Source organism: Pandoraea sp. NE5 (assembly GCF_024363545.1).
GTDB lineage: Bacteria > Pseudomonadota > Gammaproteobacteria > Burkholderiales > Burkholderiaceae > Pandoraea > Pandoraea cepalis.
This window is the reverse complement of sequence record NZ_AP025517.1, coordinates 1,682,826-1,708,988: the sequence shown is the minus strand read 5'-3', so window position 1 is coordinate 1,708,988 and position 26,163 is coordinate 1,682,826. Positions and strand designations below refer to the sequence as shown.

26 protein-coding genes are annotated in these 26,163 nt (G+C 65.3%); 24 read left to right on the top strand and 2 right to left on the bottom strand.

Translation table 11 applies throughout. From position 1 onward, the window contains the following. The first annotated feature begins 192 nt into the window (after positions 1–192). The 11 genes from PanNE5_RS07815 to PanNE5_RS07765 all read left to right on the top strand — a co-directional run bounded on the left by PanNE5_RS07815 (position 193) and on the right by PanNE5_RS07765 (position 12,454). A complete protein-coding gene (locus tag PanNE5_RS07815) occupies positions 193–864 on the top strand; it encodes a response regulator (RefSeq protein WP_026131524.1) in 672 nt (223 codons plus the stop codon). Further along, complete coding sequence (locus PanNE5_RS07810; RefSeq protein ID WP_039829658.1) at positions 857–2,251, top strand: sensor histidine kinase; 1,395 nt, start codon at positions 857–859, stop codon at positions 2,249–2,251. The genes PanNE5_RS07815 and PanNE5_RS07810 overlap by 8 nt, the downstream gene beginning before the upstream one ends. Before the next feature lie 370 nt (positions 2,252–2,621). Further along, entirely contained in the window at positions 2,622–3,503 is an 882-nt protein-coding gene (locus PanNE5_RS07805) for a sensor histidine kinase (RefSeq protein WP_017231584.1), read from the top strand. Beyond that, a complete protein-coding gene (locus tag PanNE5_RS07800; protein ID WP_017231583.1) occupies positions 3,500–4,159 on the top strand; it encodes a response regulator transcription factor in 660 nt (219 codons plus the stop codon). Before PanNE5_RS07805 ends, PanNE5_RS07800 begins: the two co-directional genes overlap by 4 nt. A 492-nt stretch (positions 4,160–4,651) precedes the next feature. Continuing rightward, positions 4,652–6,082: a flagellin gene (locus PanNE5_RS07795; protein WP_017231582.1), complete on the top strand. Its 1,431-nt coding sequence runs from the start codon at positions 4,652–4,654 to the stop codon at positions 6,080–6,082. A 155-nt stretch (positions 6,083–6,237) separates the two neighbouring features. Beyond that, positions 6,238–8,343: a flagellar filament capping protein FliD gene (gene fliD / locus PanNE5_RS07790; protein ID WP_017231581.1), complete on the top strand. Its 2,106-nt coding sequence runs from the start codon at positions 6,238–6,240 to the stop codon at positions 8,341–8,343. Between the two features lie 39 nt (positions 8,344–8,382). Then, entirely contained in the window at positions 8,383–8,817 is a 435-nt protein-coding gene (gene fliS, locus PanNE5_RS07785; RefSeq protein WP_017231580.1) for a flagellar export chaperone FliS, read from the top strand. Beyond that, positions 8,810–9,148 (top strand): flagellar protein FliT, encoded by a 339-nt coding sequence (locus PanNE5_RS07780; protein WP_017231579.1) that lies wholly within the window; start codon positions 8,810–8,812, stop codon positions 9,146–9,148. Before fliS ends, PanNE5_RS07780 begins: the two co-directional genes overlap by 8 nt. A 44-nt stretch (positions 9,149–9,192) precedes the next feature. After that, the gene (locus tag PanNE5_RS07775; protein ID WP_261939566.1) at positions 9,193–10,626 is read left to right on the top strand and encodes a flagellar hook-length control protein FliK; all 1,434 of its coding nucleotides are present in this window, start codon (positions 9,193–9,195) and stop codon (positions 10,624–10,626) included. Further along, positions 10,623–11,015 carry an EscU/YscU/HrcU family type III secretion system export apparatus switch protein gene (locus tag PanNE5_RS07770; protein ID WP_150564401.1) on the top strand — a complete coding sequence of 131 codons (393 nt, stop codon included), beginning with the start codon at positions 10,623–10,625 and terminating at the stop codon, positions 11,013–11,015. The genes PanNE5_RS07775 and PanNE5_RS07770 overlap by 4 nt, the downstream gene beginning before the upstream one ends. A 239-nt stretch (positions 11,016–11,254) precedes the next feature. Beyond that, complete coding sequence (locus PanNE5_RS07765) at positions 11,255–12,454, top strand: ATP-binding protein (protein WP_261939565.1); 1,200 nt, start codon at positions 11,255–11,257, stop codon at positions 12,452–12,454. 164 nt (positions 12,455–12,618) lie between these two features. Here the strand turns inward: PanNE5_RS07765 and fliE are convergent, their stop codons facing one another. After that, positions 12,619–12,954: a flagellar hook-basal body complex protein FliE gene (gene fliE / locus PanNE5_RS07760; protein WP_017235190.1), complete on the bottom strand. Its 336-nt coding sequence runs from the start codon at positions 12,952–12,954 to the stop codon at positions 12,619–12,621. A 350-nt stretch (positions 12,955–13,304) separates the two neighbouring features. On the opposite strand from fliE, the gene fliF reads away from it, so the two are divergent. The 13 genes from fliF to fliR all read left to right on the top strand — a co-directional run bounded on the left by fliF (position 13,305) and on the right by fliR (position 24,797). After that, the gene (fliF, locus tag PanNE5_RS07755) at positions 13,305–14,990 is read left to right on the top strand and encodes a flagellar basal-body MS-ring/collar protein FliF (RefSeq protein WP_017235189.1); all 1,686 of its coding nucleotides are present in this window, start codon (positions 13,305–13,307) and stop codon (positions 14,988–14,990) included. After that, positions 14,977–15,975 (top strand): flagellar motor switch protein FliG, encoded by a 999-nt coding sequence (gene fliG / locus PanNE5_RS07750; RefSeq protein WP_130027558.1) that lies wholly within the window; start codon positions 14,977–14,979, stop codon positions 15,973–15,975. The genes fliF and fliG overlap by 14 nt, the downstream gene beginning before the upstream one ends. Positions 15,976–15,996: 21 nt before the next feature. After that, a complete protein-coding gene (fliH, locus tag PanNE5_RS07745; RefSeq protein WP_261939564.1) occupies positions 15,997–16,656 on the top strand; it encodes a flagellar assembly protein FliH in 660 nt (219 codons plus the stop codon). A gap of 212 nt (positions 16,657–16,868) precedes the next feature. Then, positions 16,869–18,416 (top strand): flagellar protein export ATPase FliI, encoded by a 1,548-nt coding sequence (fliI, locus tag PanNE5_RS07740; protein ID WP_410007584.1) that lies wholly within the window; start codon positions 16,869–16,871, stop codon positions 18,414–18,416. 12 nt (positions 18,417–18,428) lie between these two features. Further along, entirely contained in the window at positions 18,429–18,881 is a 453-nt protein-coding gene (fliJ, locus tag PanNE5_RS07735; protein WP_017231687.1) for a flagellar export protein FliJ, read from the top strand. A gap of 19 nt (positions 18,882–18,900) precedes the next feature. After that, on the top strand, positions 18,901–20,337 hold the full coding sequence (locus PanNE5_RS07730; RefSeq protein WP_261939563.1) for a flagellar hook-length control protein FliK: 1,437 nt from the start codon (positions 18,901–18,903) through the stop codon (positions 20,335–20,337). 221 nt (positions 20,338–20,558) lie between these two features. Further along, positions 20,559–20,993: a flagellar basal body-associated protein FliL gene (gene fliL / locus PanNE5_RS07725; protein WP_017233648.1), complete on the top strand. Its 435-nt coding sequence runs from the start codon at positions 20,559–20,561 to the stop codon at positions 20,991–20,993. A 7-nt stretch (positions 20,994–21,000) separates the two neighbouring features. Next, positions 21,001–21,999 carry a flagellar motor switch protein FliM gene (gene fliM, locus PanNE5_RS07720; protein ID WP_017233647.1) on the top strand — a complete coding sequence of 333 codons (999 nt, stop codon included), beginning with the start codon at positions 21,001–21,003 and terminating at the stop codon, positions 21,997–21,999. Next, complete coding sequence (fliN, locus tag PanNE5_RS07715) at positions 21,999–22,427, top strand: flagellar motor switch protein FliN (protein ID WP_017233646.1); 429 nt, start codon at positions 21,999–22,001, stop codon at positions 22,425–22,427. The genes fliM and fliN overlap by 1 nt, the downstream gene beginning before the upstream one ends. After that, on the top strand, positions 22,424–22,915 hold the full coding sequence (gene fliO / locus PanNE5_RS07710) for a flagellar biosynthetic protein FliO (protein WP_261939562.1): 492 nt from the start codon (positions 22,424–22,426) through the stop codon (positions 22,913–22,915). The genes fliN and fliO overlap by 4 nt, the downstream gene beginning before the upstream one ends. Then, a complete protein-coding gene (gene fliP, locus PanNE5_RS07705; protein WP_017233645.1) occupies positions 22,915–23,709 on the top strand; it encodes a flagellar type III secretion system pore protein FliP in 795 nt (264 codons plus the stop codon). Before fliO ends, fliP begins: the two co-directional genes overlap by 1 nt. 14 nt (positions 23,710–23,723) lie before the next feature. Next, positions 23,724–23,993, top strand: a complete 270-nt coding sequence (gene fliQ, locus PanNE5_RS07700; RefSeq protein WP_026131892.1) for a flagellar biosynthesis protein FliQ — start codon at positions 23,724–23,726, stop codon at positions 23,991–23,993. 12 nt (positions 23,994–24,005) lie between these two features. Then, a complete protein-coding gene (gene fliR / locus PanNE5_RS07695) occupies positions 24,006–24,797 on the top strand; it encodes a flagellar biosynthetic protein FliR (RefSeq protein ID WP_017233643.1) in 792 nt (263 codons plus the stop codon). Positions 24,798–24,924: 127 nt separating this feature from the next. Here fliR and flgL read toward each other — a convergent pair whose 3' ends face one another. Continuing rightward, on the bottom strand, positions 24,925–26,160 hold the full coding sequence (gene flgL / locus PanNE5_RS07690; RefSeq protein ID WP_017233642.1) for a flagellar hook-associated protein FlgL: 1,236 nt from the start codon (positions 26,158–26,160) through the stop codon (positions 24,925–24,927). Between the last annotated feature and the right edge of the window lie 3 nt (positions 26,161–26,163).

Genomic DNA, 26,163 nt, shown 5'->3' with positions numbered 1-26,163 from the left:
GGTCCTCTGAATCGTTTCCTTTGCCTTGATGCGAATTGTAGAAAACCGAAGCTTTCATCGAGCTTTCGTCCCATGCAGGTTTTCTTGCGCAACCGATGGGTGTTTACCCGCTGTTGGCTTGCGCCGGTTCGGCGGGCACACTCGCCGTCGCTGTCTGCGCCGCTGTCTGCGTCGCCCTACGCCTTTGCCGTCATGAAACTGCTGCTGATCGAAGACAACGACACCCTCGCCCACTGGCTCGCCCGCATGCTGCGCGACGACAACTTCACGGTCGACGCCGCGCGCGACGGCGACGCCGCCGACCGTCTACTGCAAACCGAGACGTACGACGTGGTGCTGCTCGATCTCATGCTGCCAAAGCTCGGCGGCAAGCATGTGCTGCGACGGCTGCGTGAGCGTCGCAATAATGTGCCGGTGATCATTCTCACGGCCAGCGGTTCCGTCGACGAGAAGGTCGACTGTCTCGGCGCGGGGGCCGACGACTATCTGGTCAAACCCTTCGAAGTGCGCGAGCTAATCGCGCGCGTCAAGGCGCTCGCCCGCCGGCATGCGCCCGAGCAGAGCGCGGATCTGGTGTGTGCCGATCTGGCCTATCACGCGGGCACGCGACAGTTTACGATCGCGGGTGCGCCGCTCGCGCTGCCGTCGCGCGAGCATGCCGTGCTCGAAATCCTCATGCGCAAGCAGGGAAAGACCGTTGCCAAAAGCGCCCTCGTCGACGGCGTCTTCGGTCTCGACGACGAACCGAGCGCCGATGCCATCGAGATCTATATCCATCGTCTGCGCAAGAAACTCGAGACGAGCCACGCAGCCATCATGACGCTGCGCGGCCTGGGCTATCTGCTGCGCGCCAAAGATGCTTAGCCTTCGCGTACGGCTGCTGATGTGGCTGATGCTGCCTCTCACGCTCTACATCGGCGCGAGTGGGTGGCAGGCCTATCGCAGTGCGCGCGACACCGCCGCGCTCGTGCAGGACCGGGCCTTGCTCACGTCGGCGCAAGTGATCGCCGGGGAACTCACCTGGGTCGATGGGGCCCTGCGCGCGAGCGTGCCGCCCTCCGCACTCGAACTGTTCGCGTCGCCGGCGCGGGACCGGGTGCTCTATCAGGTCGTCACCGAAGACGGCCAATTGCTCGCCGGCCCGCCGGATTTCCCGCGCCCGCCGCTCTTTTCCGGCACGACCCCGGCGTACTTCAGCGTCACCGTGAATGGCGAACCGCTTCGGGCCGTCAATTATGTGCGCACGATGTACAACGCCGGCACACCCTATCAGGTCGCGGTCGTGGTGGCCGAGACGATGCACGCGCACGACGCGATGCTCTCGCAGTTGTGGGAACCGTCGCTGCACCGCCAGATCGCCATGGCCGCGCTGGCCGCCTTGCTGGTGCTCATCGGGCTGACGGTCGAGCTGCATCCGCTCATTCGCCTTAAGGACGAGGTCGCCGGGCGCGCGCCGCAGGAACTGGTGCCCATTCGCGCCGGACAACTCCAAACCGAACTGCGACCTATCGTCGACGCCATCAACCTGTGCATCCAGCGGCTCTCGGCACAGGCGCAGCAACAGCGGCGCTTCGTGGCCGACGCCGCGCACCAGCTACGCACCCCGCTCACGCTGCTCGATACCCAGTTGCAGTTCGCGGCGCAGCTCGATGATCGCGCTGCGCTGGCCGACGTACTAGCCGCCATGCAGACGAGCAGTCGAGGGCTGGCCGATCTCACCAACAAGCTGTTGCTGCTCTCGCAGGCGGAGGCGGCCGACACGCCGGCGTTCTCGCGCTCGCGTGTCGATCTGGTGGCCGTGGCCGCCGCCGTGCTCGAGGAACTCGTCGCCCTTGCGCAACGACGCCATATCGATCTGGGATTGGAGACGACCGAAGCGCACGTGTGGGTCGAGGGCAATGGCGAGCTGTTTCACGCCATGGTCATGAATCTTGTCGACAATGCGATCCGCTATATCCACGAGGGTGGTCGCGTGACCGTCGCCATCGACAGTCCTCAGGACATGGCCCGCCTGCGCGTGATCGACGATGGGCCGGGCATCCAGGCCGAGGCGCGGCAGCGTGTGTTCGAGCGCTTCTATCGCAATGCGCCGCCGGGTCAGCCCGGCACCGGGCTGGGGCTGGCCATCGTCAAGGAAATCGTGGCGGCCAGTTACGGCACCGTGACGCTGGCGTCGGGCGACGACGGTCGCGGTCTGATGGTGACCGTGACGCTACCGCTCGCGATAGAGGCTGAACGCAACGCCCTTTAGAAGACGTTGCCGGCGTCACGTCTCCGATACCGCACACCGCAAGCCTGCACCGCCGCCTGATAGAAACTCGCAGCCGTATGAAGTCGCAAGAAAAACTCAGGCTTTACCGTTGGTTAGATTGAAAAAATCGTTTGAAACACTGGCTCGACTCCATGCGCTAGGACAAACCCTGATATATTTTGGGGTCTTCGCAGAATTCCCCTTAAGCAAGCCAATACTTTTTGATCCAAATCAAAGAGTTATGCTTCGACGTCCGTCACGTGCTTGTTTGCCACGTGTAATTGTGACGAAATGTAAAGTTTGTTAAATTCGGTGGGGTCTCGGCGCGCAAGTTGCGGCACGGGACTTTTTCTCTCAGGAATTTGCCTCCATGCCGTTTCTCGTCGATCGTGCCGCACAGGCTGCGAGACGTCGCGTGTCACTTGACGACGCGTTGCACACGCGCGCCGTGACGCCGACATCGGGTCTGGCGGCCGCGTGCGACACGGCGTTGCCCGCCGAGTCCGCCTCGCGCGCGCCGGCACAGTCCGAGGCACACGCAATTGACGCCGCTCGCGAAGCCGAGCGCACGCGCCTGGCCAGGGAGATACACGACGGACTTGGGGCGCACCTCACGGCATTGCAATTGGTGGTAGCGCGTCTTGCCACGCGCGCCCCGGCCGACGCCGCCGAGTGGCAGTCCCTCTGCACCCAGATTCAGCAGGCAGCAAACGCGGCGCAAGACGCGGCGGATGACCTCGTCTGCCGCCAACGCCCCCCCGCGCTCGACGCCGGTCTCGTCGCGTCGTTGCGCGCCTGGCTGCGTCGCTTTGGCGAACAAAGCGGTCTCACCTGCATTTGGCGCTGCGACGACGTGACGCGTGAGCGCGTCGCCAAGCTCACGCCCGACGCGGTGCTGGCGTTATATCGAATTGCGCAGGAAGCCTTGACCAACGTTGCCCGACACGCACACGCCTCTCGCGTAGTGGTGGCGCTCGACGGCGGTCATCGTTCACTCAAACTCACGATTTCCGACGACGGTTGCGGCTTGGTCCGCGGCGCGCGTCGCAAGCAGGGACATTTCGGATTGGTTGGGATGCGCGAGCGCTGCACGGCGCTTGGCGGCACGATACGTATTGGCAGTGCGCAAGGATCGGGGACGCTCGTGAGCGCGCGTCTTCCCTGGCACCAGATTCTGTCGTCCCCGGCCGCGGCACCCGCGACCGGCCATCATGCCCCGGAATCGCTTGCTCTTCACGGATACGCATCATGACGCTCAGAGTGCTCATCGTCGACGACCACGCCATCGTGCGTCAGGGCGTGCGACAGTTGCTCTCCGACAGCGGGAGCATCTCGGTCGTCGGCGAAGCCGACTGCGGCGCGGAAGCGCTGGAGATGACCGACGCCGCCCAGTGGGACATCGTCCTGCTCGACATTTCGCTGCCCGACACGAACGGGCTCGAAATTCTCAAGACCCTGCGACGCAAACATCCGCGTCTGCCGATCATGATCTTCAGCATGTACGGTGAAGGCCAGTTCGCGCTTCGGGCGCTCAAGGCCGGCGCGGCCGGTTATCTGAGCAAGCGCTCGAACGCCCAGCAGTTGGTCTCCGCCGTGCGGCAGGTCGCCGCGGGCCGCAAGTATGTCAGCCCGATGGTCGCCGAGACGCTCGCCGACTACCTCGGCCCGGACGCCGACCAACCGCCGCACGAGCGCCTGTCCGACCGGGAATATCAGACGCTTTGCATGATCGGCTCGGGCAAGCGCCTGACCGACATCGCCAATGCGCTTTCGCTCTCGGTCAAGACGGTGAGCGTGTATCGCACGCGCCTGCTGGAAAAGATGCGCCTGAACAACAACGCCGAACTCACCTATTACGTGATGCAACACGGCCTGGTCAGCGCCGAGATGGGACCGCTCTGCGCCTGAGCGCTCCGGCACCACCCAATCAGAAGTAAGCGATCACTATGTGGCCCGAGAACGCGGGCCACGTGCATTTCGGACCGCCGAACCGACCTCGGTCGTCGACAGCGTTGCGTCCGGCAACGCTTTCTCACCCGGGCGAGAAATTTTCTCGTGCACCTTCAAAGCGTTGCCACCTGCCGAGAATTGGCGGTCGCGCGACAGGGGCCAGGCAGTCGCCTGCGCCTCTCCAAGCCTTACAGGGATTGAATAAGCGGCAGATTGCCCCTTTCCTTGCGGGATCGATCGGGGAAGAATTTTGTAGACTGGTCCGCTAGCGTTTTTCCTACATCGACAGGGCCCGTCGATGGGGGGTGACACATCATTTTGTGAAATCACCCTAAATTTTCCCAATGGCCGTCCGATATCCCCTACAACGGCGGCTTTCGGCGAATGGCTGTAGAGCCGAAGTTACGGCGCTTAAGCCGGAGCCAAAAATTTTGGGAAAGGAGTGGCTAAATGTCATCTGTCATCAATACCAATATCTTCTCGCTGGTTGCACAACGTAACCTGAGCACGTCGCAGTCGGGCCTGCAAACCTCGATCACGCGCCTGTCCTCGGGTATGCGCATCAACAGCGCCGCCGACGATGCCGCCGGTCTGGCGATCACGGACCGCATGTCGGCCCAGATCAACGGCACGCAGCAAGCGCAGCGCAACGCCAACGACGGTATCTCGCTGGTGCAAACCGCCGCGGGCGCCCTGTCGGCGATCACCGACAACCTGCAACGCATCCGCACGCTGGCCGTTCAGTCGACCAACTCGACGAACTCGGCTTCGGACCGTGCCGCGCTCGATCAGGAAGTTCAACAGCGTCTGGCGGAAGTGAACCGTCTGGCCACGCAAACGTCGTTCAACGGCCTGAACGTGCTCGACGGCTCGATGGGCACGGCGAACTTCCAGGTCGGCGCCAACGCAGGTCAGACCATCTCGGTCAACCTGCAACAAAGCATGAAAATTGCCGACATCGGTTCGGTTGCGCAAACGACGACGGTAAAGAATCCGCTGAGCTACACGGTTTCGGACTTGGCGGTCACGTTCGACGCTGCCGGCGCCAACGTTACCAAGGCCGTCAAGGCCGGTACGTACAACAGCGCAGCGGATCTGGCCACGGCGATCAACGCCGCCGCACAGCAAGCCGGTTTCACGGGTAACGTCGCTTCGGTCAACGCGGCCGGAGAACTCGCCCTGACCAACACGGACGCTGCCAAGACGATGACGTTCAGCGGCGCTGTCGACACCATCGCGGCGAACCTGAACATCCCCACGACGGCCGTCGCAGCTGGTGCCACCATCACGTCGAGCAACGTTGCCGCAACGTATTCGCAGACCCTGGCGGCGGGCGACTTGGTGCTGACCGTCAACGGCAAGGCGACCAACATCACTGGCAAGATGAACAGCGCCTCCGATTTGGCCAACGCGATCAACTCGTCGAACAGCGGTGTGAACGCGTACGTGGACAACAACGGCGCAATGCACCTCAGCTCGGGTCAGGCATTCCAGATCAGCGGCGGCACGCCGGCCATCCTGACCAAGCTGGGCCTGCCGACGGCAGCCACGACCTACGCCACGAGCGGTAGCCTGGCACAAGCCGACGTGAAGTCGGTCAACAACGCCACGCTGATGCTGTCGCAGATCGACTCGGCCATCGGCACCGTCGACACGCTGCAATCGACCCTGGGCGCTATTCAAAACCGCTTCCAGTCGACGATTTCGAGCCTGTCGACCACGACGCAGAACTTGACCACGGCGCGTTCGGGCGTGCAAGACACCGACTACGCTTCGGAAACGGCCAACCTGACCAAATCGCAGATCCTGCAACAAGCCGGTATCTCGATGCTGGCCCAGGCCAACCAACTGCCGCAACAAGTGCTGAAGCTTCTCCAGTAAGCGCCTGTTGGGTTGGGTTTGACGCCCGGCGGCAACGTGGTCGGGCCGCCGGCGGCGCCACCTTCACGGGGGGTGCCGCCGCAAACATTACAAAGGCAGACTTTTTGTGCCGGCGTTTTGTGAGTTGAGCAACCATTTTAGAGAGCGAGCAATTTATGGCGACTACCGGCAGTAGCACTACGGGCTCCATTTCGTCACCGGGCATCGGCTCCGGGCTGGACGTGAACGCGCTCGTGACCAGTCTGATGCAGCCGGCCACGCAAAAGCTCAGCTTGCTCAAATCACAAGAAGCCAGCTATCAGACCAAGGTCTCCGCACTCGGCAGCCTGCAATCGGCGCTGAGTTCGTTCCAGTCGTCGCTGTCGGCCCTGTCGTCGGCGTCGTCGTTCCTGCAGATGACCGCCACACCGGGCGACGCGACCTTCCTGACGACGTCGGCGGACACCACGGCGAAGGCGGGCAGTTATACGATCAACACGACGCAACTGGCGCAGGCGCAAAGCCTGTCGACGTCCGGCGTGTCCGATCCTGCCGCCTCGATCGGCACGGGCGCGTCCACCCAGTTGACGTTCAGCTTCGGCACGATATCGGGCGGCACGCTCGCGAACGGCACGTACACCGGCGCCAGCTTCTCGCCGAATGCGCAGCAGGCACCGTTCAGCATCACGATCACGAACAGCAACAACTCGCTGCAAGGCATTCGCGACGCCATCAACGCCGCCAAGGGCGGGGTGACGGCCACGATCGTCAACGACGGCAGCGCCACGCCGAACCGCCTGGTGCTGACCTCGACGCAGACCGGCCAGGCGATGAGCATGAAGGTGGACGTCGCCGCCGGCGGCGACGCCACGCTCACCAACATGCTGGCGTACGACCCCACCGCCACCCAGAACCTGACGCAGACGGCCGCGGGCCAGAACGCGAACCTGACCATCAATGGCCTGGCCGTGTCGAGCCAGACCAACACGGTCAAGAGCGCCGTGCAGGGTCTGTCGATGACCCTGCTCAAGACCGGCTCGACCACCGTCAGCGTCAGCAACAACAGCGACGGCGTCACCAAGTCCGTCAGCGATTTCGTCACCGCGTACAACACGCTGCACTCCGCGATCGGCCAACTGACGTACTTCGACAAGTCGAGCGCCTCGCCCGGCAGCACCTCGAACAACAACGGTCCGCTGATCGGCGACACGACCACGCAGATGATCACAACGCAGATCCAGCAGATCCTGAACGGCAAGCTGCCAGGGGTCTCGGGATCGGTGCTGACCTCGCTCGCGGACATCGGCGTGACGTTCCAGGCCGGCGACGGCTCCGGCAGTGCCACCGATACATCGGGCCAGCTGGCGGTCGATTCGACCAAGCTGCAGAAGGCCATCGCCTCGGGCGGCTTCGCCCAACTCGCGTCGTTGCTTGCCACCAACGGCACGACCAGCGACAGCCTGATCAACTACCAGAGCTCGACCACCAATACCCAGCCGGGCCAGTACGACGTCGTCGTCACGCGACTGGCGACGCAAGGCACGCTCACGTCGAACGCCACGCTTGGCGCGAACACCGTCATCAACGGCACCAACAATACGCTGACGGTGCAGGTCGACGGCACGAGCACGACCATCACCATCCCGAACGGCACCTACACGCCCGACAAGATGGCCGCCGCCTTGCAGGCCGCGATCAATGGCAACTCGCAATTCGTCGCCAACGGCTCGACAGTGACCGTCAAGCAGACGGCCGGGGTGCTGTCGATTACGTCGAACCGTTACGGCTCCGCCTCGAACATCCGCGTGACGTCGGGCAATGCCCAGACCACGCTGTTCGGCACGGGGGTGTCGCCCAGCACCGATGGCGTGGATGTCGGCGGCTCGATCGGCGGCGTGATCGCCACGGGCAGCGGCCAGTCGCTGACCGGCGCCGCGGGTTCGCTGACCGACGGCCTCAAGATCCAGGTCACCGGCACCAACCTCGGCAATCGCGGCACCATCAATTTCTCGCAAGGCTATGCGTCGCTGCTGTCGAACCAGGTCAGCAACTTCCTGAGTGCCAAGGGCGCCATCAGCACGGCCACGTCGAACCTGAATGCCAGCATCAAGCACGTGCAGCAACAGGAAAGCGACTGGCAAGACCAGATGACGCAGATGCAGAACCGCTACCTCGCCCAGTTCACGGCGCTGGACGCGACGATGGCCAAGTTGCAGAACACGAGCGACTACCTCAAGCAGGTGCTTGGCGGGTCGTCGTCTTCGTCGTCGTCCTCGAAGTAAGCGCGCGACGCACTCACGCCGCGCGCTTCGGAGAAAGTCATGTACGGTCAAAACGCCGCCAACGCTTATCGCAAAGTCGGACTCGAGACGGGCGTCATCGCCGCGAGTCCGCACCAGCTCATCATGATGCTGTTCGACGGCGCCAAGGCAGCCCTCACGAAGGCCCGCGTCCATTTCGAAGACGGCCGCATCGCGGATCGCGGACTCGCGCTCTCGAAAGCCATCGGCATTATTGGCGGTCTGCGCGACGGCCTGGACATGGACGCCGGCGGAGAACTGTCTCGCAACCTGCGCGATCTTTACGACTACATGGGCCAACGCCTGCTCGAGGCGAATCTCGAGAACGACGTGGTCAAGGTGCAGGAAGTCGACACCCTGCTCGATACGATTGCATCGGCCTGGCGAGCGATCACGCCGGCGGCCGGCACGGGGGCCCCCGCCGCACAGGCGGGCACCGGAGTGCGCTATGAATGAAGCCAAGTCGTTGCTGAACTGCTACGAGAGCATTGCCGGCCTCACGGAGCGCATGCTCGGCGTGGCGCGCGATGGCGATTGGGATGCCCTCATCGACCTCGAGATGCAGTATCGTGCGCAGGTCGATTCGATCAAGCAGCTCGACGCGTCGCTACCGCTCAGCGAGGACGAGCGGGCGCGAAAGCACGCCGTCATCCGTCGCATTCTGGCCGACGACGCCGCGATCCGCGATCTCGTGGTACCGCGCCTGGCGCATCTGGATGCCATGATCAACAGCACACGCCGTCAACGTGCCCTGCACGAAGTCTACGGCTTGAACCTGGGCGCCTGACGCGCCAGCGCGTCGCGTCGCCCATTCTTCGGAGTCAGTCAGGTATGGCCGGTCTCGATTCGGTGCTGGCCACAACGCTCGCACGACGGCTCGACACATTGCTGGGTGCCGGGCAAGGCGCGGCCTCGACGACTGCGCCAGGTGCCGTATCGGGCCTGCAGCCCACCGGCGACGCCACGTCCGCCCTCGTCGACCTCGCCACCCGCCCGTCGACGACGGCCGTCGGACTCGGTAACGCGCCGCCGCAAGCCGGTGCCCGGCTTGCCTCCCCCGTTCAACAGGCGACGCTCTCGGCCGCCGCGCGCACCATCGACACGATTCTGCGGCTGGCGCCCGACTCGCCTGGCCCCGTGCAGGCGAGCACGCCCGTATGGCCGGCCGCCCCCGGCACCGGCGCGCCCGCGCTCGCGCCACTGCTCGCGGCGGCGTTGAAGGAGGCGTTGTCCGCGAGCGGGCTCTTTTACGAATCGCATCTGTCGCAGTGGGCCTCGGGCAGCCGCTCGTTCGAGCAACTACAGGCCGAGCCGCAATTGCGCTGGCCCGCTTCGGCGAATCTGGCCGCGCAGTTGCGCGCGGCCGGTGCCGACGCCACGCTGCCCGGTCCCGGCCCCCTCACCCGGTTGCTCGGCCCTGCGGGCGCCGACGCCGTGCTGGCCACCGGTTGGCCGACGCTCAGCCCGTCGACCCCGCCCGTGGCGGCCGCCTCCGGTGCCGCGTCGCCCGGCGTCGTTGCGCCACCGGCAACGGGCGAGGCAGCCGATAGCGGTCTGCATGCGAGCGCCAATCTGCCCAACACGGCCAACGCGTTGGCGCATGCCGCAAGCGTGGCGCACACAACGAGCAGCGTATTGCCAGGCGCGCAGGGGGCCGACGCCACCCTCGCTGCGCTGAGCAACGGCTCACCGCCCAATGCTGCGCCGCACGGCCCGGCCGGGGTGATGGCCGCCGTGGCGAATGCGCCCGCGGAAAGTGTCACGCTGGTGCGTCAGCAGCTGGACATGCTGGTGAATCCGCAATTCCAATGGAACGGCATGGCGTGGCCGGGAGCGCCGATGACATGGCAGGTCGAGGAACGGGCCGGGCAACCGATGCCCGGCGAGGCGGCCACGCCCTCGACATGGCATACCCATCTGCGTCTCACGCTGCCGTTGCTGGGCACGGTCGACGTCACGCTCGGGTTGTCCGGGCAGCAGTTACAGGCGCGCCTGCTGACCGATTCGTCCGTGTCGGCCGATGTACTGTCGCAAGAGGGTGAGGTATTGCGCCAGCGACTCGCGGCCGTCGGACTCATCGCGAGCCAATTGTCGTTCGGCGCGCTGACGGACGCGGGGGCAAGCGTCGGCGGGTCATCGGCAGGTGCCAACCCGGCCGACCCTGCGCGCCCAGTGCACGCTGCCGCCCCGACCAATGCCACCGGGCAGCGAGGGCCCTCGGCGGGCGATGTGCCGCCAGACGCAGAGACCGGAGGTGCGGCATGACGCTGCCACCGGAGCGTCGCACGGCGATCGCGCTCGCCTACGGGGCGAACGACACGGCACCTCGCGTGGTGGCGAAGGGCTACGGCCTGCTCGCCGAAACGATCGTGCGCACCGCGCACGAGCATGGCCTGTATGTGCATGAATCGCCGGAGCTGGTAAGCCTGCTCATGCAGGTCGACCTCGATCAGCGGATTCCGGCGCAGCTCTATCAGGCGGTCGCGGAGTTGCTGGCGTGGCTCTACAAACTCGAAGCGGGACGGGGTGGCCACCCGCCGCCGCTGCCGCCGGGCGTCGCCGCCCCGGCGTCCTCGGCCGACTTGCCGGCCGCCGCAGCCACGTCACCGTCCAACGCATTCGACAATCCATCCGCCGACCACCGCACGCGCTAAGTCATGCCGTTCGCACATCGGGCGAGCGTGCGGTGAAGTGTCTGAATTCCTGCCCTGCCCCGTAACCGCTGACGAGCGGCGCACCGCTGCGGGCAAAGGCTTCCCCGGCTTCCTCGCGATGGGCAGACGTTTTGCCATCCGCGCAGCACAAGCGATCTCACTAGGATTCTCTCCGTATGTCGCGGCACCGCGTGCCGGGCATGGGCATTTGCTCGCCAACCCAACCTTGCGTGTCTGCCATGGAAGCCATTCAGAATCCTTTCAATCCCGGCGCGGGAACACCGCCGCCCGCCTTGTCCGGACGCGATGATATTCGCGAGGAAGTGCGTGTCTGCATCGAACGCCTTCGCATCGGACGCCACGCCAATGGTCAACTGCTGATCGGCCTGCGTGGTGTCGGCAAGACGGTGCTGCTCGAACGTCTCCTTTACGACACCGAACAGCAAGGCGCGATCACCGTGCATCTCGAAGCCCCGGAAGTGAAGTCGCTGCCGGCCTCGATCGCCCCGGCGTTGCGTGTCGCGTTATTGCGCATGAGTCGAACACAGTCGGCGAAGGACACCGTCGTTCGAGGATTGCGCGCGCTCGCCGGCTTCGTCTCCGGATTGAAAGTCACCTATGACGGCATCGAAGTCGGTCTGGATTACGCGCCCGAGCCAGGTCTGGCGGATTGCGGCATTCTCGACCTGGATCTTTGTGCACTGCTCGTTGAGGTGGGGCGCGCGGCCCGATCGGCGCACACCGTGCTCGCCATTTTTATCGACGAACTTCAGGGCATGCCGAAGCGGGAGTTGTCCGCGTTGCTTTACGCCCTTCACCGATGCGCGCAATACCAGCTGCCCGTCATTCTGATCGGCGCAGGCTTGCCGCCACTGATCCGGCAGGTGGGTGACGCCAAGTCCTATGCGGAGCGAATGTTCGAAATCGCCACGATCGGACCGCTCTCGAATGCCGGGGCACGCGATGCGATCGCCGTCCCCGCCGCACAAGCCGGCGTCGCCATCACGCCGGATGCGCTTGACGAGATCGTCGAGCGCACGGGCGCCTACCCATATTTTCTCCAACAATGGGGGAAGCTCGTCTGGAAGGTGGCGCACGAAAGTCCCATCACTTCGGAACACGTCAGACTTGCGTCGAGGGCGGCCATCGATGCGCTGGATAACAACTTTTACCGCCTCCGCTTCGAGCGGCTGACCCCGACGGAAAAGCACTACCTGCGGGCGATGGCAGAGTTGGGAGAAGGTCCGCACGATCTGCACGCCGTCGCCGCGGAATTTGGCAAACCTGCCGAAGCGCTTGAACCGGTTCGACAGGCACTCGTCAACAAGGGCATGCTCTACAGCACCCCGCTGGACGATGCGGCATTCACCGTGCCGCGCTTTCACGCATTTCTGAAGCGCATCATGCCGCCGCAACCCGCATGCGCGGGTGCGGCATGACCGGTGCGCGGCCTGCCGGCCCGGGCACGTCATCGGCCGGCAGCGCATCGCCCCTCTCGCGAGCACGCGCCCGCCGACAATAAAAAAGCCCCGTCCAAGGTCGACGAGGCCTTTTCGGTGCGGACGACGTGCTTCGGCGCGCCCTCCCATGCCCTACGTGGGCATTACACCTGCATGTTCATCACGGTCGTATAGGCCGACACGAGTTTGTTGCGCACTTGCAAGCTCATCTGGAAGCCGATGTTGGCTTTCTGCAGATCGACCATGACGTCGTTGAGCGCCACGCCCGGCTGCCCCATTTCGAACGCGCGAGCCTGTGACTCCGCGCCGTTCTGCGCCGACGAAACGCGCTTGAGCGAGTTTTCCAGTTCGGACGCGAAACCACCCGTCGCCGAGGCCGCGCCGGTGCCAGCGGTCGAGGTGCCCAGGATCGAGCCCGCCGCCTGCGACGCCACACTGCCCAGCTTCTGCAATACCGACTCGATCCCCGGAATGGCCATGATGCTCGTCCTCGCTTGTCTTCGATTGGCACCGGCAGCGCCGCGACACCGCGTCGCGCTCACCGGTTTGCCTTTTATCAGTTACGTCGGAGCTTACCACCGCCTGGCAAGCCCCCAAGACCCTAATTGGCGGCAAAACACCCGCCTAATCCTTGAAACGATTCCACATTCGGCAACGAATAATCAGGACCATCGGCATCGTGCGCACCGGGTAACGGACCTTTCCAATCCTTAGCGCCCGTCGCACGTGAGCGCGATGCCAAGCGTACCCCCGGAGAATTCTGTCGCATGTTAGTGAGCACTTCCACCGCGAAGAACGTCGTGTTAACGCCGCTGGCGTGGAGCCGCGCATGAACGCCGCCACCCAGTCGGCGGACGTCGCCGCCAAGTCGCCCCTGCTGGCGCAGTTGCGCTCGCGCGAGCGCCTGCCGCTGCTCATCGGTGGCGCGGCCCTCATCGCCTTGCTGATCGCCGTTTTCCTGTGGAGCCGTGCCCCCGACTACAAGGTGTTGTACAGCAACCTGGGCGATCGCGACGGGGGCGCCATCATCACCTCGCTGCAGCAGATGAACGTGCCGTACAAGTTCGCCGAGGGCGGCGGTGCCATTCTGGTGCCGGCCGAGCAGGTGCACGAGGTGCGGCTGCGTCTGGCCTCGCAAGGGCTGCCCAAGGGCGGTCTGGTCGGCTTCGAATTGATGGACAACCAGAAGTTCGGCATCAGCCAGTTTGCCGAGCAGGTCAATTACCAACGCGCCCTCGAAGGCGAACTCGCCCGCTCGATCGAATCGCTGTCGGCGGTGCAGGCCGCGCGCGTGCATCTCGCGATCCCCAAGCCGTCGGTCTTCGTGCGTGAGCAGCAAAAGCCCAGCGCCTCGGTGCTCGTCACGCTGTATCCGGGCCGCGTGCTCGACGACGGCCAGGTCAGCGCCATTGTCCACATGGTCGCATCGGGTGTGCCCGAGCTGCCGGTCAAGAACGTGACGGTGCTCGATCAGAACGGCAATCTGCTCTCCGCGCAGAGCGCCAATGCGCTGGGTCTGGACGCCAGCCAGCTCAAGTACGTTCGCGAACTCGAACAATCGTATGCGCGCCGTATCGAGGCCATCCTGAACCCGATCGTCGGGCCGGGCAACGTGCACGCTCAGGTGACGGCGGACGTCGACTTCAACCAGGTCGAGCAGACGTCGGAGAATTACAAGCCGAATTCGGGCGAGCAGGCGGTGCGCAGTCAGCAGAACAGCGAAGCCTCGCAAATCGGCATCACGCCCGCCGGCGGGGTGCCCGGCGCGTTGTCGAACCAGCCGCCGGGTCAAGCCACCGCGCCCATCACGCAAACGCAGCAGCAGTTCGCCCAGCAAAACGCCGCAAACGCGGCAAGCGCCGCCAGCGCGCCGCAGGGCCCGCGCAGCGACCGCAAGGACGCCACGGTCAACTACGAAGTCGACCGCACGATTCGCCATGTTCAGCAAGCGACGGGCGGTCTGAAGCGTCTGTCGGCCGCCGTGGTGGTGAACTATCACCCGGGCACCGACGCGAAGGGCAAGGCCGCGATGGTGGCGCTCACGCAAGCGCAGCTCGACCAGATACAGAACCTGGCGAAGGAAGCCATCGGCTACTCGACCCAGCGCGGCGACACGCTCAACATCGTCAACAGCCCGTTCACGGTCGAGGCCGATCCGGAAGCCAACCTGCCGTGGTGGCGTCAGCGCCAGAACATCGAATTGGCCAAGCAAGTCGGCAAGTGGGTCTTGATCGGCCTGGTCGGCCTCTATCTGTGGTTCGGCGTCATTCGTCCGGCCATTCGCAAGCATCTGACCCCGCCGCCGCCGGCCGAGCCCACGCTGGCCGGTGCGGCCGGTGCCGCCGGGGGAGAAGGCGTCGAGGGCGAGAATGCCGACGGCGAGGCCGGCAAGCGGGCCGAAGTCAGCGCCTACGAGCGCAATTTGCAGTACGCGCGCCAAGTCGCGCGACAGGATCCGAAGATCGTGGCAACGGTAGTCAAATCATGGGTGGGTGGTGGCGATGAGCGCGGCTGAGGGACTCGAACGCAGTGCCATCCTCCTGATGTCGCTGGGTGAAGACGAAGCGGCGGAGGTCTTCAAGTACCTCGCGCCGCGCGAAGTGCAAAAGCTCGGCGCGGCCATGGCCTCGCTGCGGCAGGTCACGCGCGACCAGATCGCCGACGTGTTGCAGGACTTCGTGCTCGAAGCCGAACAGCACTCGGCGCTTTCGCTCGATTCTTCCGAATACATCCGCTCGGTGCTCAACAAGGCGCTGGGCAACGACAAGGCCGCGGGCCTGATCGAGCGCATTCTTCAAGGCGGCGACACCAGCGGCATCGAGGGTCTGAAGTGGATGGACTCGACGGCCGTCGCCGAGCTGATCCGCCATGAGCATCCGCAGATCATCGCCACGATCCTCGTACACCTCGACCGCGACCAGGCCTCGGAAGTGCTCGCGCTGTTCACAGAGCGTCTGCGCAACGACGTCGTCTTGCGCATTGCCACGCTCGACGGCATTCAGCCTGCCGCGCTACGTGAGCTGAACGACGTGTTGACGAAACTGCTTTCGGGCAGCGAGAACATCAAGCGCAGCCCGATGGGCGGTGTACGCACCGCAGCGGAAATTCTCAATTACCTGGGCGGGGTGCACGAAGAGTCGGTCATCGAAGCCGTGCGCAACTACGACTCGGACCTCGCGGCGAAGATCGTCGAAGAGATGTTCGTGTTCGAGAACCTGCTCGACGTGGAAGACCGCAGCATCCAGGTGCTGCTCAAGGAGATCGAGTCGGAGTCGCTCATCATCGCGCTCAAGGGCGCGCCGGTCGAGCTGCGCGAGAAGTTCTTCAAGAACATGTCCGCGCGCGCGGCCGAGCTGCTGCGCGAAGATCTCGAATCTCGCGGTCCGGTGCGCGTTTCGGAAGTCGAAGCCGAACAGAAGAAGGTGCTGCAAGTGGTGCGGCGCCTCGCCGATCAGGGCGCCATCATGGTGGGCGGCCGCGGCGAAGACGCTTACGTGTAACCGACCAGGGACCGCGCGCGCATGTCGACCATCATTCCGAAAGAACGCCTTTCCGCCTGGCAGCGCTGGGAGATGGCGTCGTTCGACCCGCCGCCGCCGCCGTCCCCGCCGCAACCGTTGCCGCCCAACCCGCTCGACGATCCCGCGCTCGCGGAACAGATCGCTGCGTGGCGTGAGGCGGCGCGCGCCGAGGGCCATGCGCAAGGCTACGCCACCGGTCACGCCGAGGGCTACGCCGCCGGGCAGGCTGCCGGACAACAGGAAGTCGACACGCGTGCCGCACAACTCGCCGATATCGCGCATGGGTTCGGCAACGCGGTGAACGCCATCGATCGCGAAGTGGCCGAGCCGCTGCTCGGACTGGCGCTCGACATCGCACGCCAGGCACTGGGCCAGACCCTCACGATTCGCCCCGAAACGCTGCTGCCGCTCGTGCGCGACCTGCTCTCCAACGATCCGCTGACCGGCTCGCCGCGTCTGCTCCTGCATCCGGAAGACGTCGCGCTCGTCGACGCGCATGTGGGCGCGGAACTGCGCGCTGCGGGCTGGACCGTGCGCGCCGATTCCACCATCGAACGCGGCGGCTGCAAGGCCGAAGCCGCGAGTGGCGAAGTCGATGCCACCGTCGCCACGCGCTGGCAGCGTGTGATGGCCGCGCTGGGCAAGGATCTGCCGTGGTGAACGCCGACCTCACCCCACTTACCGCGCATGCGCCGGTGCTGCCCAGCACCGAGAACACGCACGATGCCGCCACGCCCTCCGCGCCCTCCACGCCCTCCGCGCCCGCCCCGGCGAACGACGGCACGAAGCCCTCGGTGCGCCTGTGGGATGAAATCGATACGGGCGTCGGCTCGGGCTTCGATACGACCCCACCGACCGCGCAGGCCGGCGCGCTGCAACCCGACGACCCAAACGATCACGCCGATCACAGCGACCGTCCGGCTCAATGGCCAAGCGCCGACGCCGAACCCGGCAGTCCCGATCCGAGCGCTGCCATCGAATCCGCCGCGCCGAAAGCCGCCACGCACGTCCTGGACGCTCGCGAGATCGCCCGCGACTCGCATCTTCGCCGCTGGCAGAACACGCTGCGCGAGCGCATCGCGCACGTTCACGCCGTCGAACCGACGCGCCGCTGCGGCCGCCTCACCCGCGCCGCCGGTCTCGTGCTCGAAGCCGTCGGTCTGCGCCTGCCGGTCGGCGCGGGCTGCCTGATCGAGCTGCCGGTGCACGACGCCTCGCGCGAACCGGCCACGGCCGAAGCGGAAGTCGTCGGCTTCGGTGGCGACCGTCTGTTTCTCATGCCGCAGACGGAGGTCGCCGGCCTGCTGCCGGGCGCTCGCGTGTACCCGATGGAGCCCGCCGCCGACGGTCCGCTGCCGAATCAACGTCACAACGGCAAGCGTCTGCCCGTGGGCGAAGCGCTGCTCGGCCGGGTGGTCGACGCCGCCGGCCGTCCGCTCGACGATTTCGGCCCGCTGGGCATGACCGACAGCGCCTCGCTCGCGTCGGTGCCGGTCAATCCGCTGGGTCGCGCACCCATCGACTCGGTGCTCGACGTGGGGGTGCGCGCCATCAATGCGTTGCTCACCGTCGGGCGCGGCCAACGCATGGGCCTCTTCGCCGGGTCGGGCGTCGGCAAGAGCGTGCTGCTGGGGATGATGGCCCGCTTCACGCAGGCCGAAGTCATCGTCGTGGGCCTGATCGGCGAGCGCGGCCGCGAAGTGAAGGACTTCATCGAAAACATTCTCGGGCCGGACGGCCTGGCGCGCTCCGTCGTCGTGGCGGCGCCCGCCGACGTCTCGCCGCTGCTGCGCCTGCAAGGCGCGGCGTACGCCACCACGCTGGCCGAGTACTTCCGCGATCAGGGCAAGGATGTGCTGCTGATCATGGACTCGCTCACCCGGTACGCCATGGCCCAGCGCGAAATCGCACTGGCGATCGGCGAGCCGCCGGCCACGAAGGGCTATCCGCCTTCCGTGTTCGCCAAGCTTCCGGCGCTGGTCGAGCGTGCCGGTAACGGTCCGGACGGTGGCGGCTCGATCACCGCGTTCTATACCGTGCTCACCGAGGGCGACGACCAGCAGGATCCGATCGCCGATTCGGCCCGCGCCATTCTCGATGGCCATATCGTGCTCTCGCGTCAATTGGCGGAGTCGGGGCACTATCCGGCGATCGACATCGAACAGTCGATCAGCCGTGCGATGACCGCGCTCATCGACGATGGGCAGTTCGACAAGGTACGGCGCTTCAAGCAGATGCTCTCGCGCTATCAGCGCAACCGCGACCTCATCAATGTGGGCGCGTACGCGCCGGGCAGCGATCCGATGCTCGATCAGGCGATCGAGCTGTATCCCCGACTCGAAAACTTCCTGCAACAGGGAATGCGCGAGCGGGCCAGTTATCCGGACGCCGTGCACCAGATGCACGGTCTGTTCCACTAACCGGCGGCGGCCATGAATTCCACCCTGCCCCTCAAGCTGCTCATCGAACTCGCCCAGAAGGACGTGGACGAAGCCGCGCGCCTGCTCGGCGAACGCCAGACGCAGCGCGCCGAGGTCGAGCGTCAGCTCGAAGCACTGCGCCAGTATCGCCACGAATACCGCACGCGCATGCAGACGGCGACGATTCAGGGCATGGCCGGCTGCGACTGGCGCAACTTCCAGCAATTCATCGATACGCTCGACACGGCCATCGGACAGCAAGCCATGCTGCTCGAGCAAGCCGACGAGCGTCTCGCGGCCGCACGCCGCGAATGGCAAGCGCAGCAGCGCCGCCTGAATTCCTTCGGTACGCTCGCTTCGCGTGAGCAAGCCCGCACGGCGCTGCGTGTCGCGCGCCGCGAGCAGAAAGAAAACGACGAGTACGCCGCGCGCAGCCTGCGCCGTCGTGCCGACTCCCCGATTTGAAGGACCCAAGGCGCCCACTATGTCGATTCTTAGCTTCCTGACCGATTCCGCAGGCGCGGCCCTGCAAGCCGTGACGGGCCACCGCGCCGGATCGTCGAACACCGACGACAGCAACGCGCTGCCCTTCTCCGCCGTGCTCTCGCAGCAGACCCGCCAGACGGTTCAGCCCGCCGCGAGCAGCGCGAACAATACGGCCGCGCAAGCGAGTCAGACGAATGCGTCGTCCGGGAACGCCTCGGGCGGCAGCGCAACGCCGACGCAGAACACCGCCGACAACAGCTCGCGAGCCGATCAGGCGAACCAGACCGGGCAGGCGGGCCAGGCAAACCAAACGAACGCTTCGACGAAATCCTCGAAATCGACGACGGCCGACAGCGACAAGAATGACGCTACCGCCGACGACGCGGCGGCCACAGCGGCGCCCGGCGATCCGGCAGCCGCTCTTGCCGTCGCCCTTGCCGCCATGAACAACGCGCCGCTGCCGCCCCAGACCCCTGCCCCGGCCACCCCGGCCGACGCGGGTTCGGCCGACGCAAAGTCCGGCACCGGCGCAGCCATCGCCGCCGCAGTGAACGGCGCGCTGCAGGCCACCGGCGCCGCGCAACTGACCGGCCAGGCGCCGGCCGACGCCAAGGCCGCGACCACGACCACCAACGCGGGCGCACCGGTCAATGGCGCAGCGGCATCGAACGCCGACAAGACTGGCGGCCTCCCGCTCGACGCCCTGGCCAGGAACGGTACGACAACGCAGACCAATACGTCCGCACAACCAGCGGCGGCGGATGCCAAGACCGCAGCGACACCGGTCAGTGCGGACGCCCAGGCCCAACGCATGGCCGACGCGCTGGCGCAAGCGCAGGGACATCGCGACACCGCCGCGCAAGCGGCGACAGCCACCGCCACGCAGGCGGCCGCACAGATCGCGCAAACGGCCACGCCAGCGCTGGACGCCCAACCGCAGTTGCCGGTCCAGGCCAATCTGCCCGCCGCGCTCGCCCTGAACGCGCGCGTGGGGACGCAGGACTGGAACAACCAGCTCTCGCAGCAAGTGGTCTGGCTCTCGTCCGCCCATGCACAAACGGCGCAATTGAGCCTGAATCCGCCCGATCTCGGTCCGCTGCACGTGGTGCTGAACGTGGCGAACGACTCGGCGCAGGCGATGTTCGTCTCGCAACACGCCGCCGTGCGCGACGCCGTGCAGGCGGCCTTGCCGCAACTGCGCGAAAGCCTGGCCAACAATGGCATTGCGCTGGGTAACGCTACCGTGAGCAGCGACAGTTCGCAGCAACAGGCCTTTGCCCAGCAAGGGGCGAATGGCAACGGAAGCGGTAATGGAAGCGGCAACGGCAACGCACGCGGCACCCCGGGCTTCGGCCAGAGCGACGACGCGACGCTCGCCACGACCGTGAGCGTTCCGGTACGCGTGAGCAACGGTCTCGTCGACACGTTCGCCTGATCTCCCCCCGGGATCCGCACGAGCGGCGCGACCGGGCGTCGCACCGCCCTAAAGCCAGCCGGTTTTTCTGCCGTTAAGACAAAGACGCGAGTTAGACGCGATTGTCCCTTCTTTTCGGCCGATCACCCGTTGGCGGGTTGGCCGACAATCATTACCCAATAGCAGGCGAACACATGGCAAATCCCGCATCGACGCAAGCCGCGGCTCCCTCCGGAGGGAGCATGCGCAAATGGATTCTGTTGATCGTTGCGGTAGCCCTTATGGCCGCTGCCGGCGCGGCAACGGCCGTGTATTTGCTGACCGGACGCCAGGAAGCCGCGAAAGCGCCACCGCCCCCGCCGCCCCCCGTGTTCGTCAGCATGGACCCGTTCACGGTGAACCTGACGGGCGAAGACGGCGAGCGCTATCTGCATATCGGCCTCTCGCTCAAGGTGGCAGACGCCGAGACGCAAGCCCGCATCACGCAGCACATGCCCGAAGTGCGCAGCCGTGTGTTGCTGCTGTTGTCGTCCAAGCAGCCGCAGGATCTCGCCACGATCGACGGCAAGCGCCGTCTGGCGAGCGAGATCCGCACACTGGTCGCGCAGCCGTTCGCGGCCAACATGCCGCAGCAGGCCGTGGGCGAAGTGCTGTTCACCGCGTTTGTAATTCAGTGAGTGATACATGGCGCATGAGGAGTTCCTGTCGCAGGAAGAGGTCGATGCCCTTCTGAAGGGTGTCACCGGCGAACAGGATGACCGGTCGGAGTCGGAAGAGCATTCCGGCATCCGGCCATACAACATCGCGACGCAAGAGCGTATCGTGCGTGGGCGCATGCCTACACTCGAGATCATCAACGACCGCTTCTCGCGCTTGTTCCGCATTGCCCTGTTCAATTTCATGCGCCGCAGCGCCGAAATCTCGGTCAGCCCGGTACGCGTGCAGAAGTACAGCGAGTTCATTCGCAACCTGCCTGTCCCGACCAACCTCAATCTGGTCCACATCAAGCCGCTGCGCGGCACGGCGCTGTTCGTGTTCGACCCGAACCTCGTGTTCCTCGTGGTGGACAACCTGTTCGGCGGCGACGGCCGGTTCCACACGCGCGTCGAAGGGCGCGACTTCACGCAGACCGAGCAGCGCATCATCGCGCGCCTGCTCGACCTGGTGTTCGAGAACTACGGGGCGTCGTGGAAACCGGTGTATCCGGTCGAGTTCGAGTACGTGCGCGCCGAAATGCACACTCAGTTCGCCAACGTCGCCACGCCTAACGAGGTCGTGGTCACGACCACGTTCGACATCGAGTTCGGCTCGGTCGGCGGCGAATTCCATATCTGCATGCCGTACTCGATGATCGAGCCGATGCGCGACCAGCTCTCGAGCCCCCTGCAAGGCGAGACGCTCGAAGTCGACAAGCGCTGGGTGCGTCTGCTCTCGCAACAGGTGCAAGCGGCCGACGTCGAAATCGTGACCAACCTCGCGCAGTTCGACATGACGCTCTCGCAGTTGCTCAACATGCGCGTGGGCGACGTGATTCCGCTCGACGTGCCCGAGGTGCTCGAGGCCAAGGTCGACGGCGTGCCCGTGATGCAATGCAATTACGGCGTGTTCAACGGTCAATATGCGCTGCGCGTGAACCAGATGATCAACCATTCGCACAGCGATTACACGAAGGACAACGAGTGATGAGCGATACCCCTCAAACGCTTGGTGACGACGCCCAGGCCATGGCGGACGAGTGGGCCAGTGCCATGGCGGAGCAGACGGCGACCGAAGCCGCGGCGCCACCGGCCGCCGCCCCCGTGTTTCAGCCCCTGGCGGCCACGGCCGGCAATCCGCCGAACGCGACGCACAACGACATCGACCTGATTCTCGACATCCCGGTCCAGATGACCGTGGAGCTGGGCCGCACGAAGATCGCCATCAAGAACCTGCTGCAACTGGCGCAGGGCTCCGTGGTGGAACTCGACGGCATGGCCGGTGAGCCGATGGACGTGCTGGTCAACGGTTGCCTCATCGCCCAGGGCGAAGTCGTGGTTGTGAACGACAAGTTCGGCATTCGCCTGACTGATATCATCACGCCATCCGAACGCATCCGAAAGCTCAACCGATGAATGCAACAAAAGTCCGCGGCGCCCCCGTGGGGCGTGCCGCGGCAGCGGCCGCCCTGTTGGCCTGCCTGACGATCGCCACCGCGCACGCCCAGGGCACGGCCTCGCAGGCTGCGGCCGTACCGAGCCTTGGCGGCGCGGGCATCGTGCAGACGGGGCTGGGCCTCGTGCTGGTGCTGGCGCTGCTCTTCGGGTTGGCGTGGCTGGCCAAGCGTTTCGGGCTGCAACGCCCGTTGGGGGGCGGCAACGTGCGCGTGGTCGGCAGCGCCGCCGTGGGCCAACGTGAACGCGTGGTCGTGGTCGAGGTCGCGGGCGACTGGATCGTGCTGGGGGTTGCGCCCGGTCAGGTGCGCAGCCTGCATGTGATCGATGCGGATCGTGTCGCCGATATGCCCGCCGCGCCCACCGTTGCCCATCCGGGCGCGCAGGCCAACCGCGCCGCACAAGCGTTTGCGCAGAAATTGCGCGAAACGATGAAAAAGGATTCCTGATGGCGCGCGGTTTGCGGTTGACCGGGCCATCGCCTCGCCAAGCGGGTTGGGCACTCGGTATCACGCTGGGACTGGCGCTCGCCTGCCTCGCCCTGCCGGGCACCGCCCTGGCGCAGGCCACGCTGCCCGCGTTCACCACGACCCCGGCGCCCGGCGGCGGACAGACCTATTCGCTGTCCGTGCAGACGATGTTGCTGCTCACATCGCTGGGCTTCCTGCCCGCGATGCTGCTGATGATGACCGCCTTCACACGCATCATCATCGTGCTCTCGCTGCTGCGCCATGCCATCGGCGTCACCACGTCGCCGCCGAACCAGATTCTGATCGGCCTGGCGCTGTTTCTGACCTTCTTCGTCATGTCGCCGGTGTTCGACAAGGCTTACACCGACGCCTACCAGCCGTTCGCCGCGAACAAGATCAGCTTCGAGCAGGCCATCGACACCGGCGCCAAGCCGTTCCACGCGTTCATGCTCAAGCAGACGCGTGAAGCCGACCTCGCACTCTTCGCCAAGCTCGCCAAGACCCCGCCGATGAACGGCCCCGAAGACGTGCCGATGCGCATTCTCGTTCCCGCCTTCGCCACGAGCGAACTGAAGACAGCGTTTCAGATCGGCTTCACGATCTTCATTCCGTTCCTGATCATCGATCTGGTGGTTGCGAGCGTGTTGATGTCGATGGGCATGATGATGGTGTCGCCCTCCACGGTATCGCTGCCGTTCAAGCTGATGCTGTTCGTGGTGGTCGATGGCTGGCAACTGCTGCTGGGCTCGCTCGCCCAGAGCTTCACCATGTAGCGCAGGAACGCGAGATGACTCCGGAAACCGTCATGGCGCTGGCCCATCAGGCAATGCAGGTCACCCTGCTGCTCGCCGCGCCGCTGCTGCTCGTCGCGCTCGTCTCGGGTCTGCTCGTGAGCCTGTTTCAGGCCGCCACCCAGATCAATGAAATGACGCTGTCGTTCATCCCGAAGCTGCTGGCCGTGTTCGCCACCCTGGTGATCGCCGGCCCCTGGATGCTCAACCTGATGGTCGACTACATGCGCCAGTTGCTCACGGGCATTCCCGGCCTCGTCGGGTAAGCCGCGCCCGCGTTGATCAGCTTCACTTACGAACAACTCTCGGGCGTCATTGCGGCGTTCCTGTTTCCATTCGTGCGCCTGCTGGCGCTCTCGATGAGCGCCCCCCTGTTCGGCGACGCCGCCGTGCCCGGCACGGTCAAGATCGGCCTCGCGGGCATTGTCGCGCTGGCGCTCGCCCCGGTGCTCGGCCCCATGCCCGCCGCCTCGCCGTTTTCGTGGGAGGGACTCTGGATTCTCGTGCAGCAGGTGATGATCGGCGCGGCGCTGGGGTGGTGCATGCAGATCGTGTTCTCCGCCATCAGCATGGCGGGCGACTTCGTCGGCTTGCAGATGGGGCTGTCGTTCGCCACGCTGCTCACGCCGAACAGCGACGGCAGCACCGCCGTGCTCGGCATGCTGCTCAATGTCGTGGCCATGCTCGTGTTCCTCGCCACCAATGGACATCTGGTGATGTTCGCCACGCTGGTGCAAAGCTTCACGGTATTGCCAGTCTCCGCCGTACCGCTCTCCAGCGTGGGCTGGCACTATCTCGCCATGCTGGGCGGCCAGCTCTTCATGCTCGCGCTCATGCTGTCGCTGCCGCTCGTGGCCGCGCTGCTCATCTGCAACCTGGCGCTGGGCATTCTGAATCGCGCGGCGCCGCAACTCAACATCTTCGCCGTCGGCTTTCCGCTCACGCTGGGCGTGGGGCTGGTGGTGATCGAGCTGATGATGCCGCGTATTGCGCCGGTGATGGACCACTTCATCGCGATCGGCATCGACATGATGATCCGCACGACCGCGGCCTTCGTCCCAAAACCCTGAACACCGGGCGCGAGCGATGTCGCAATGCCCCCACAAATGACATTGGGCCGCCCGGCAATCCCGGGCGGCCCAATGTCTTTGCTGCGGTCCTGCCTTGTCCGGCGCGGGCAATGTCCCGCGCAACCGGTCAGAGCAGACTGAACAGCGACAGCTTCTGCGTCTGCAGGAAGCTCTGCTGCGATGCCTGCAACGCGGCCTGCAACTGCGAGAACTTGGTCACCGACGAGTTCCAGTCCACGTCGAGCAGATCGCCCAACTGCGACTGATAATTCAGCGAATTGGTGTCGCCGATGTTGTTGAGCGCCGAGAGTTCGTTCATGCGGGAGCCCGTGGTCGTGCGAATCGTCGTGACGTTGTCGTAGGTGTTGCTGAACATCTGGCCGAACGTGGTCAGCGCGTTGTCCAGGTTGGCCTGGCCCGTGCCGTTCGTGCTGCTGACCGGCGTCTTGAGCGTGTTGATCAGCGCCTGCAGGTTGTCGAACATGTTCGTGCTGCCCATGGTGGCCGGTTGCACGGTGTAGGTGTCGCCCGTGGCCGGCGCGCCGGAGAACGTGACCGCCTTGCCGCCGAACGAGATCGGCTGGCCGGCGGTGTAGACGCCCGTCACGTCCGGCACGGTCGTATCCGTCTGATCCTTGACCGTGTAGTTGGTCGTGGGCGGCGTGGTCGTGTTGTCGATCGCGAAGCTGATCTGGTACTGATGGTTTGCGCCCGCCGCCGCCACGTTGGTCGTGGAGACAGTGGAATACGTGGCGGTGCCCTGATTGGCGGCGTTTCCGCTGATCAGCGTGCCCGACGTGCCGCTCTGCACGCTTTCGAAGACGCTCGATCCAACGTCGTTGATTGCGATCTGACGGTTCGGACTCACCTGCACGTAACGCACGCCCGAGTCGCCCGTGTATGACGCCCCCGTGGCCGATGTCATATACGCCGCGGTGTTGCCCTTGAAGCCCGAGAACAGATACTGGCCGTTGGCATCGGTGGTGTTCGCCAGCGAAAGCAATTGCTGAAAGCTCGATTGCAGGTCGCTCGCGATGGTCGATCGGTCCTTGTCGTTGAGCGAGGCGTCGCCCGCCGACACGACTTGCGACATCACGTGCTGCAACGCGTTGATGACGCTGCCGAAGGTCGAGTCCTCGAGCTGCAACTGGGTGGTCGCGGACTGCCGGTTCGCCGCGTACTGCGTGTTCATGGCGTTGTCCTGCGACACGGCCACCGCCTGGGCTGACGCAATCGGGTCGTCGCTCGGCGTGGTCACGCGCTTGCCCGACGAGAGTTGCGCCTGAACGTTGAGCAGATCGGAGGTGTTCTGGCTCATCGAGCGCATCCCCTGATCGTAAATCATGTTGGTGCTGATCCGCATCGC

Coding starts and splice junctions, on each gene's coding strand:
- PanNE5_RS07815 (WP_026131524.1), top strand. CDS start 193: ATGAAACTGCTGCTGATCGAAGACAACGACACCCTCGCCCACTGGCTC.
- PanNE5_RS07810 (WP_039829658.1), top strand. CDS start 857: ATGCTTAGCCTTCGCGTACGGCTGCTGATGTGGCTGATGCTGCCTCTC.
- PanNE5_RS07805 (WP_017231584.1), top strand. CDS start 2,622: ATGCCGTTTCTCGTCGATCGTGCCGCACAGGCTGCGAGACGTCGCGTG.
- PanNE5_RS07800 (WP_017231583.1), top strand. CDS start 3,500: ATGACGCTCAGAGTGCTCATCGTCGACGACCACGCCATCGTGCGTCAG.
- PanNE5_RS07795 (WP_017231582.1), top strand. CDS start 4,652: ATGTCATCTGTCATCAATACCAATATCTTCTCGCTGGTTGCACAACGT.
- fliD (WP_017231581.1), top strand. CDS start 6,238: ATGGCGACTACCGGCAGTAGCACTACGGGCTCCATTTCGTCACCGGGC.
- fliS (WP_017231580.1), top strand. CDS start 8,383: ATGTACGGTCAAAACGCCGCCAACGCTTATCGCAAAGTCGGACTCGAG.
- PanNE5_RS07780 (WP_017231579.1), top strand. CDS start 8,810: ATGAATGAAGCCAAGTCGTTGCTGAACTGCTACGAGAGCATTGCCGGC.
- PanNE5_RS07775 (WP_261939566.1), top strand. CDS start 9,193: ATGGCCGGTCTCGATTCGGTGCTGGCCACAACGCTCGCACGACGGCTC.
- PanNE5_RS07770 (WP_150564401.1), top strand. CDS start 10,623: ATGACGCTGCCACCGGAGCGTCGCACGGCGATCGCGCTCGCCTACGGG.
- PanNE5_RS07765 (WP_261939565.1), top strand. CDS start 11,255: ATGGAAGCCATTCAGAATCCTTTCAATCCCGGCGCGGGAACACCGCCG.
- fliE (WP_017235190.1), bottom strand. CDS start 12,954: ATGGCCATTCCGGGGATCGAGTCGGTATTGCAGAAGCTGGGCAGTGTG.
- fliF (WP_017235189.1), top strand. CDS start 13,305: ATGAACGCCGCCACCCAGTCGGCGGACGTCGCCGCCAAGTCGCCCCTG.
- fliG (WP_130027558.1), top strand. CDS start 14,977: ATGAGCGCGGCTGAGGGACTCGAACGCAGTGCCATCCTCCTGATGTCG.
- fliH (WP_261939564.1), top strand. CDS start 15,997: ATGTCGACCATCATTCCGAAAGAACGCCTTTCCGCCTGGCAGCGCTGG.
- fliJ (WP_017231687.1), top strand. CDS start 18,429: ATGAATTCCACCCTGCCCCTCAAGCTGCTCATCGAACTCGCCCAGAAG.
- PanNE5_RS07730 (WP_261939563.1), top strand. CDS start 18,901: ATGTCGATTCTTAGCTTCCTGACCGATTCCGCAGGCGCGGCCCTGCAA.
- fliL (WP_017233648.1), top strand. CDS start 20,559: ATGCGCAAATGGATTCTGTTGATCGTTGCGGTAGCCCTTATGGCCGCT.
- fliM (WP_017233647.1), top strand. CDS start 21,001: ATGGCGCATGAGGAGTTCCTGTCGCAGGAAGAGGTCGATGCCCTTCTG.
- fliN (WP_017233646.1), top strand. CDS start 21,999: ATGAGCGATACCCCTCAAACGCTTGGTGACGACGCCCAGGCCATGGCG.
- fliO (WP_261939562.1), top strand. CDS start 22,424: ATGAATGCAACAAAAGTCCGCGGCGCCCCCGTGGGGCGTGCCGCGGCA.
- fliP (WP_017233645.1), top strand. CDS start 22,915: ATGGCGCGCGGTTTGCGGTTGACCGGGCCATCGCCTCGCCAAGCGGGT.
- fliQ (WP_026131892.1), top strand. CDS start 23,724: ATGACTCCGGAAACCGTCATGGCGCTGGCCCATCAGGCAATGCAGGTC.
- flgL (WP_017233642.1), bottom strand. CDS start 26,160: ATGCGGATCAGCACCAACATGATTTACGATCAGGGGATGCGCTCGATG.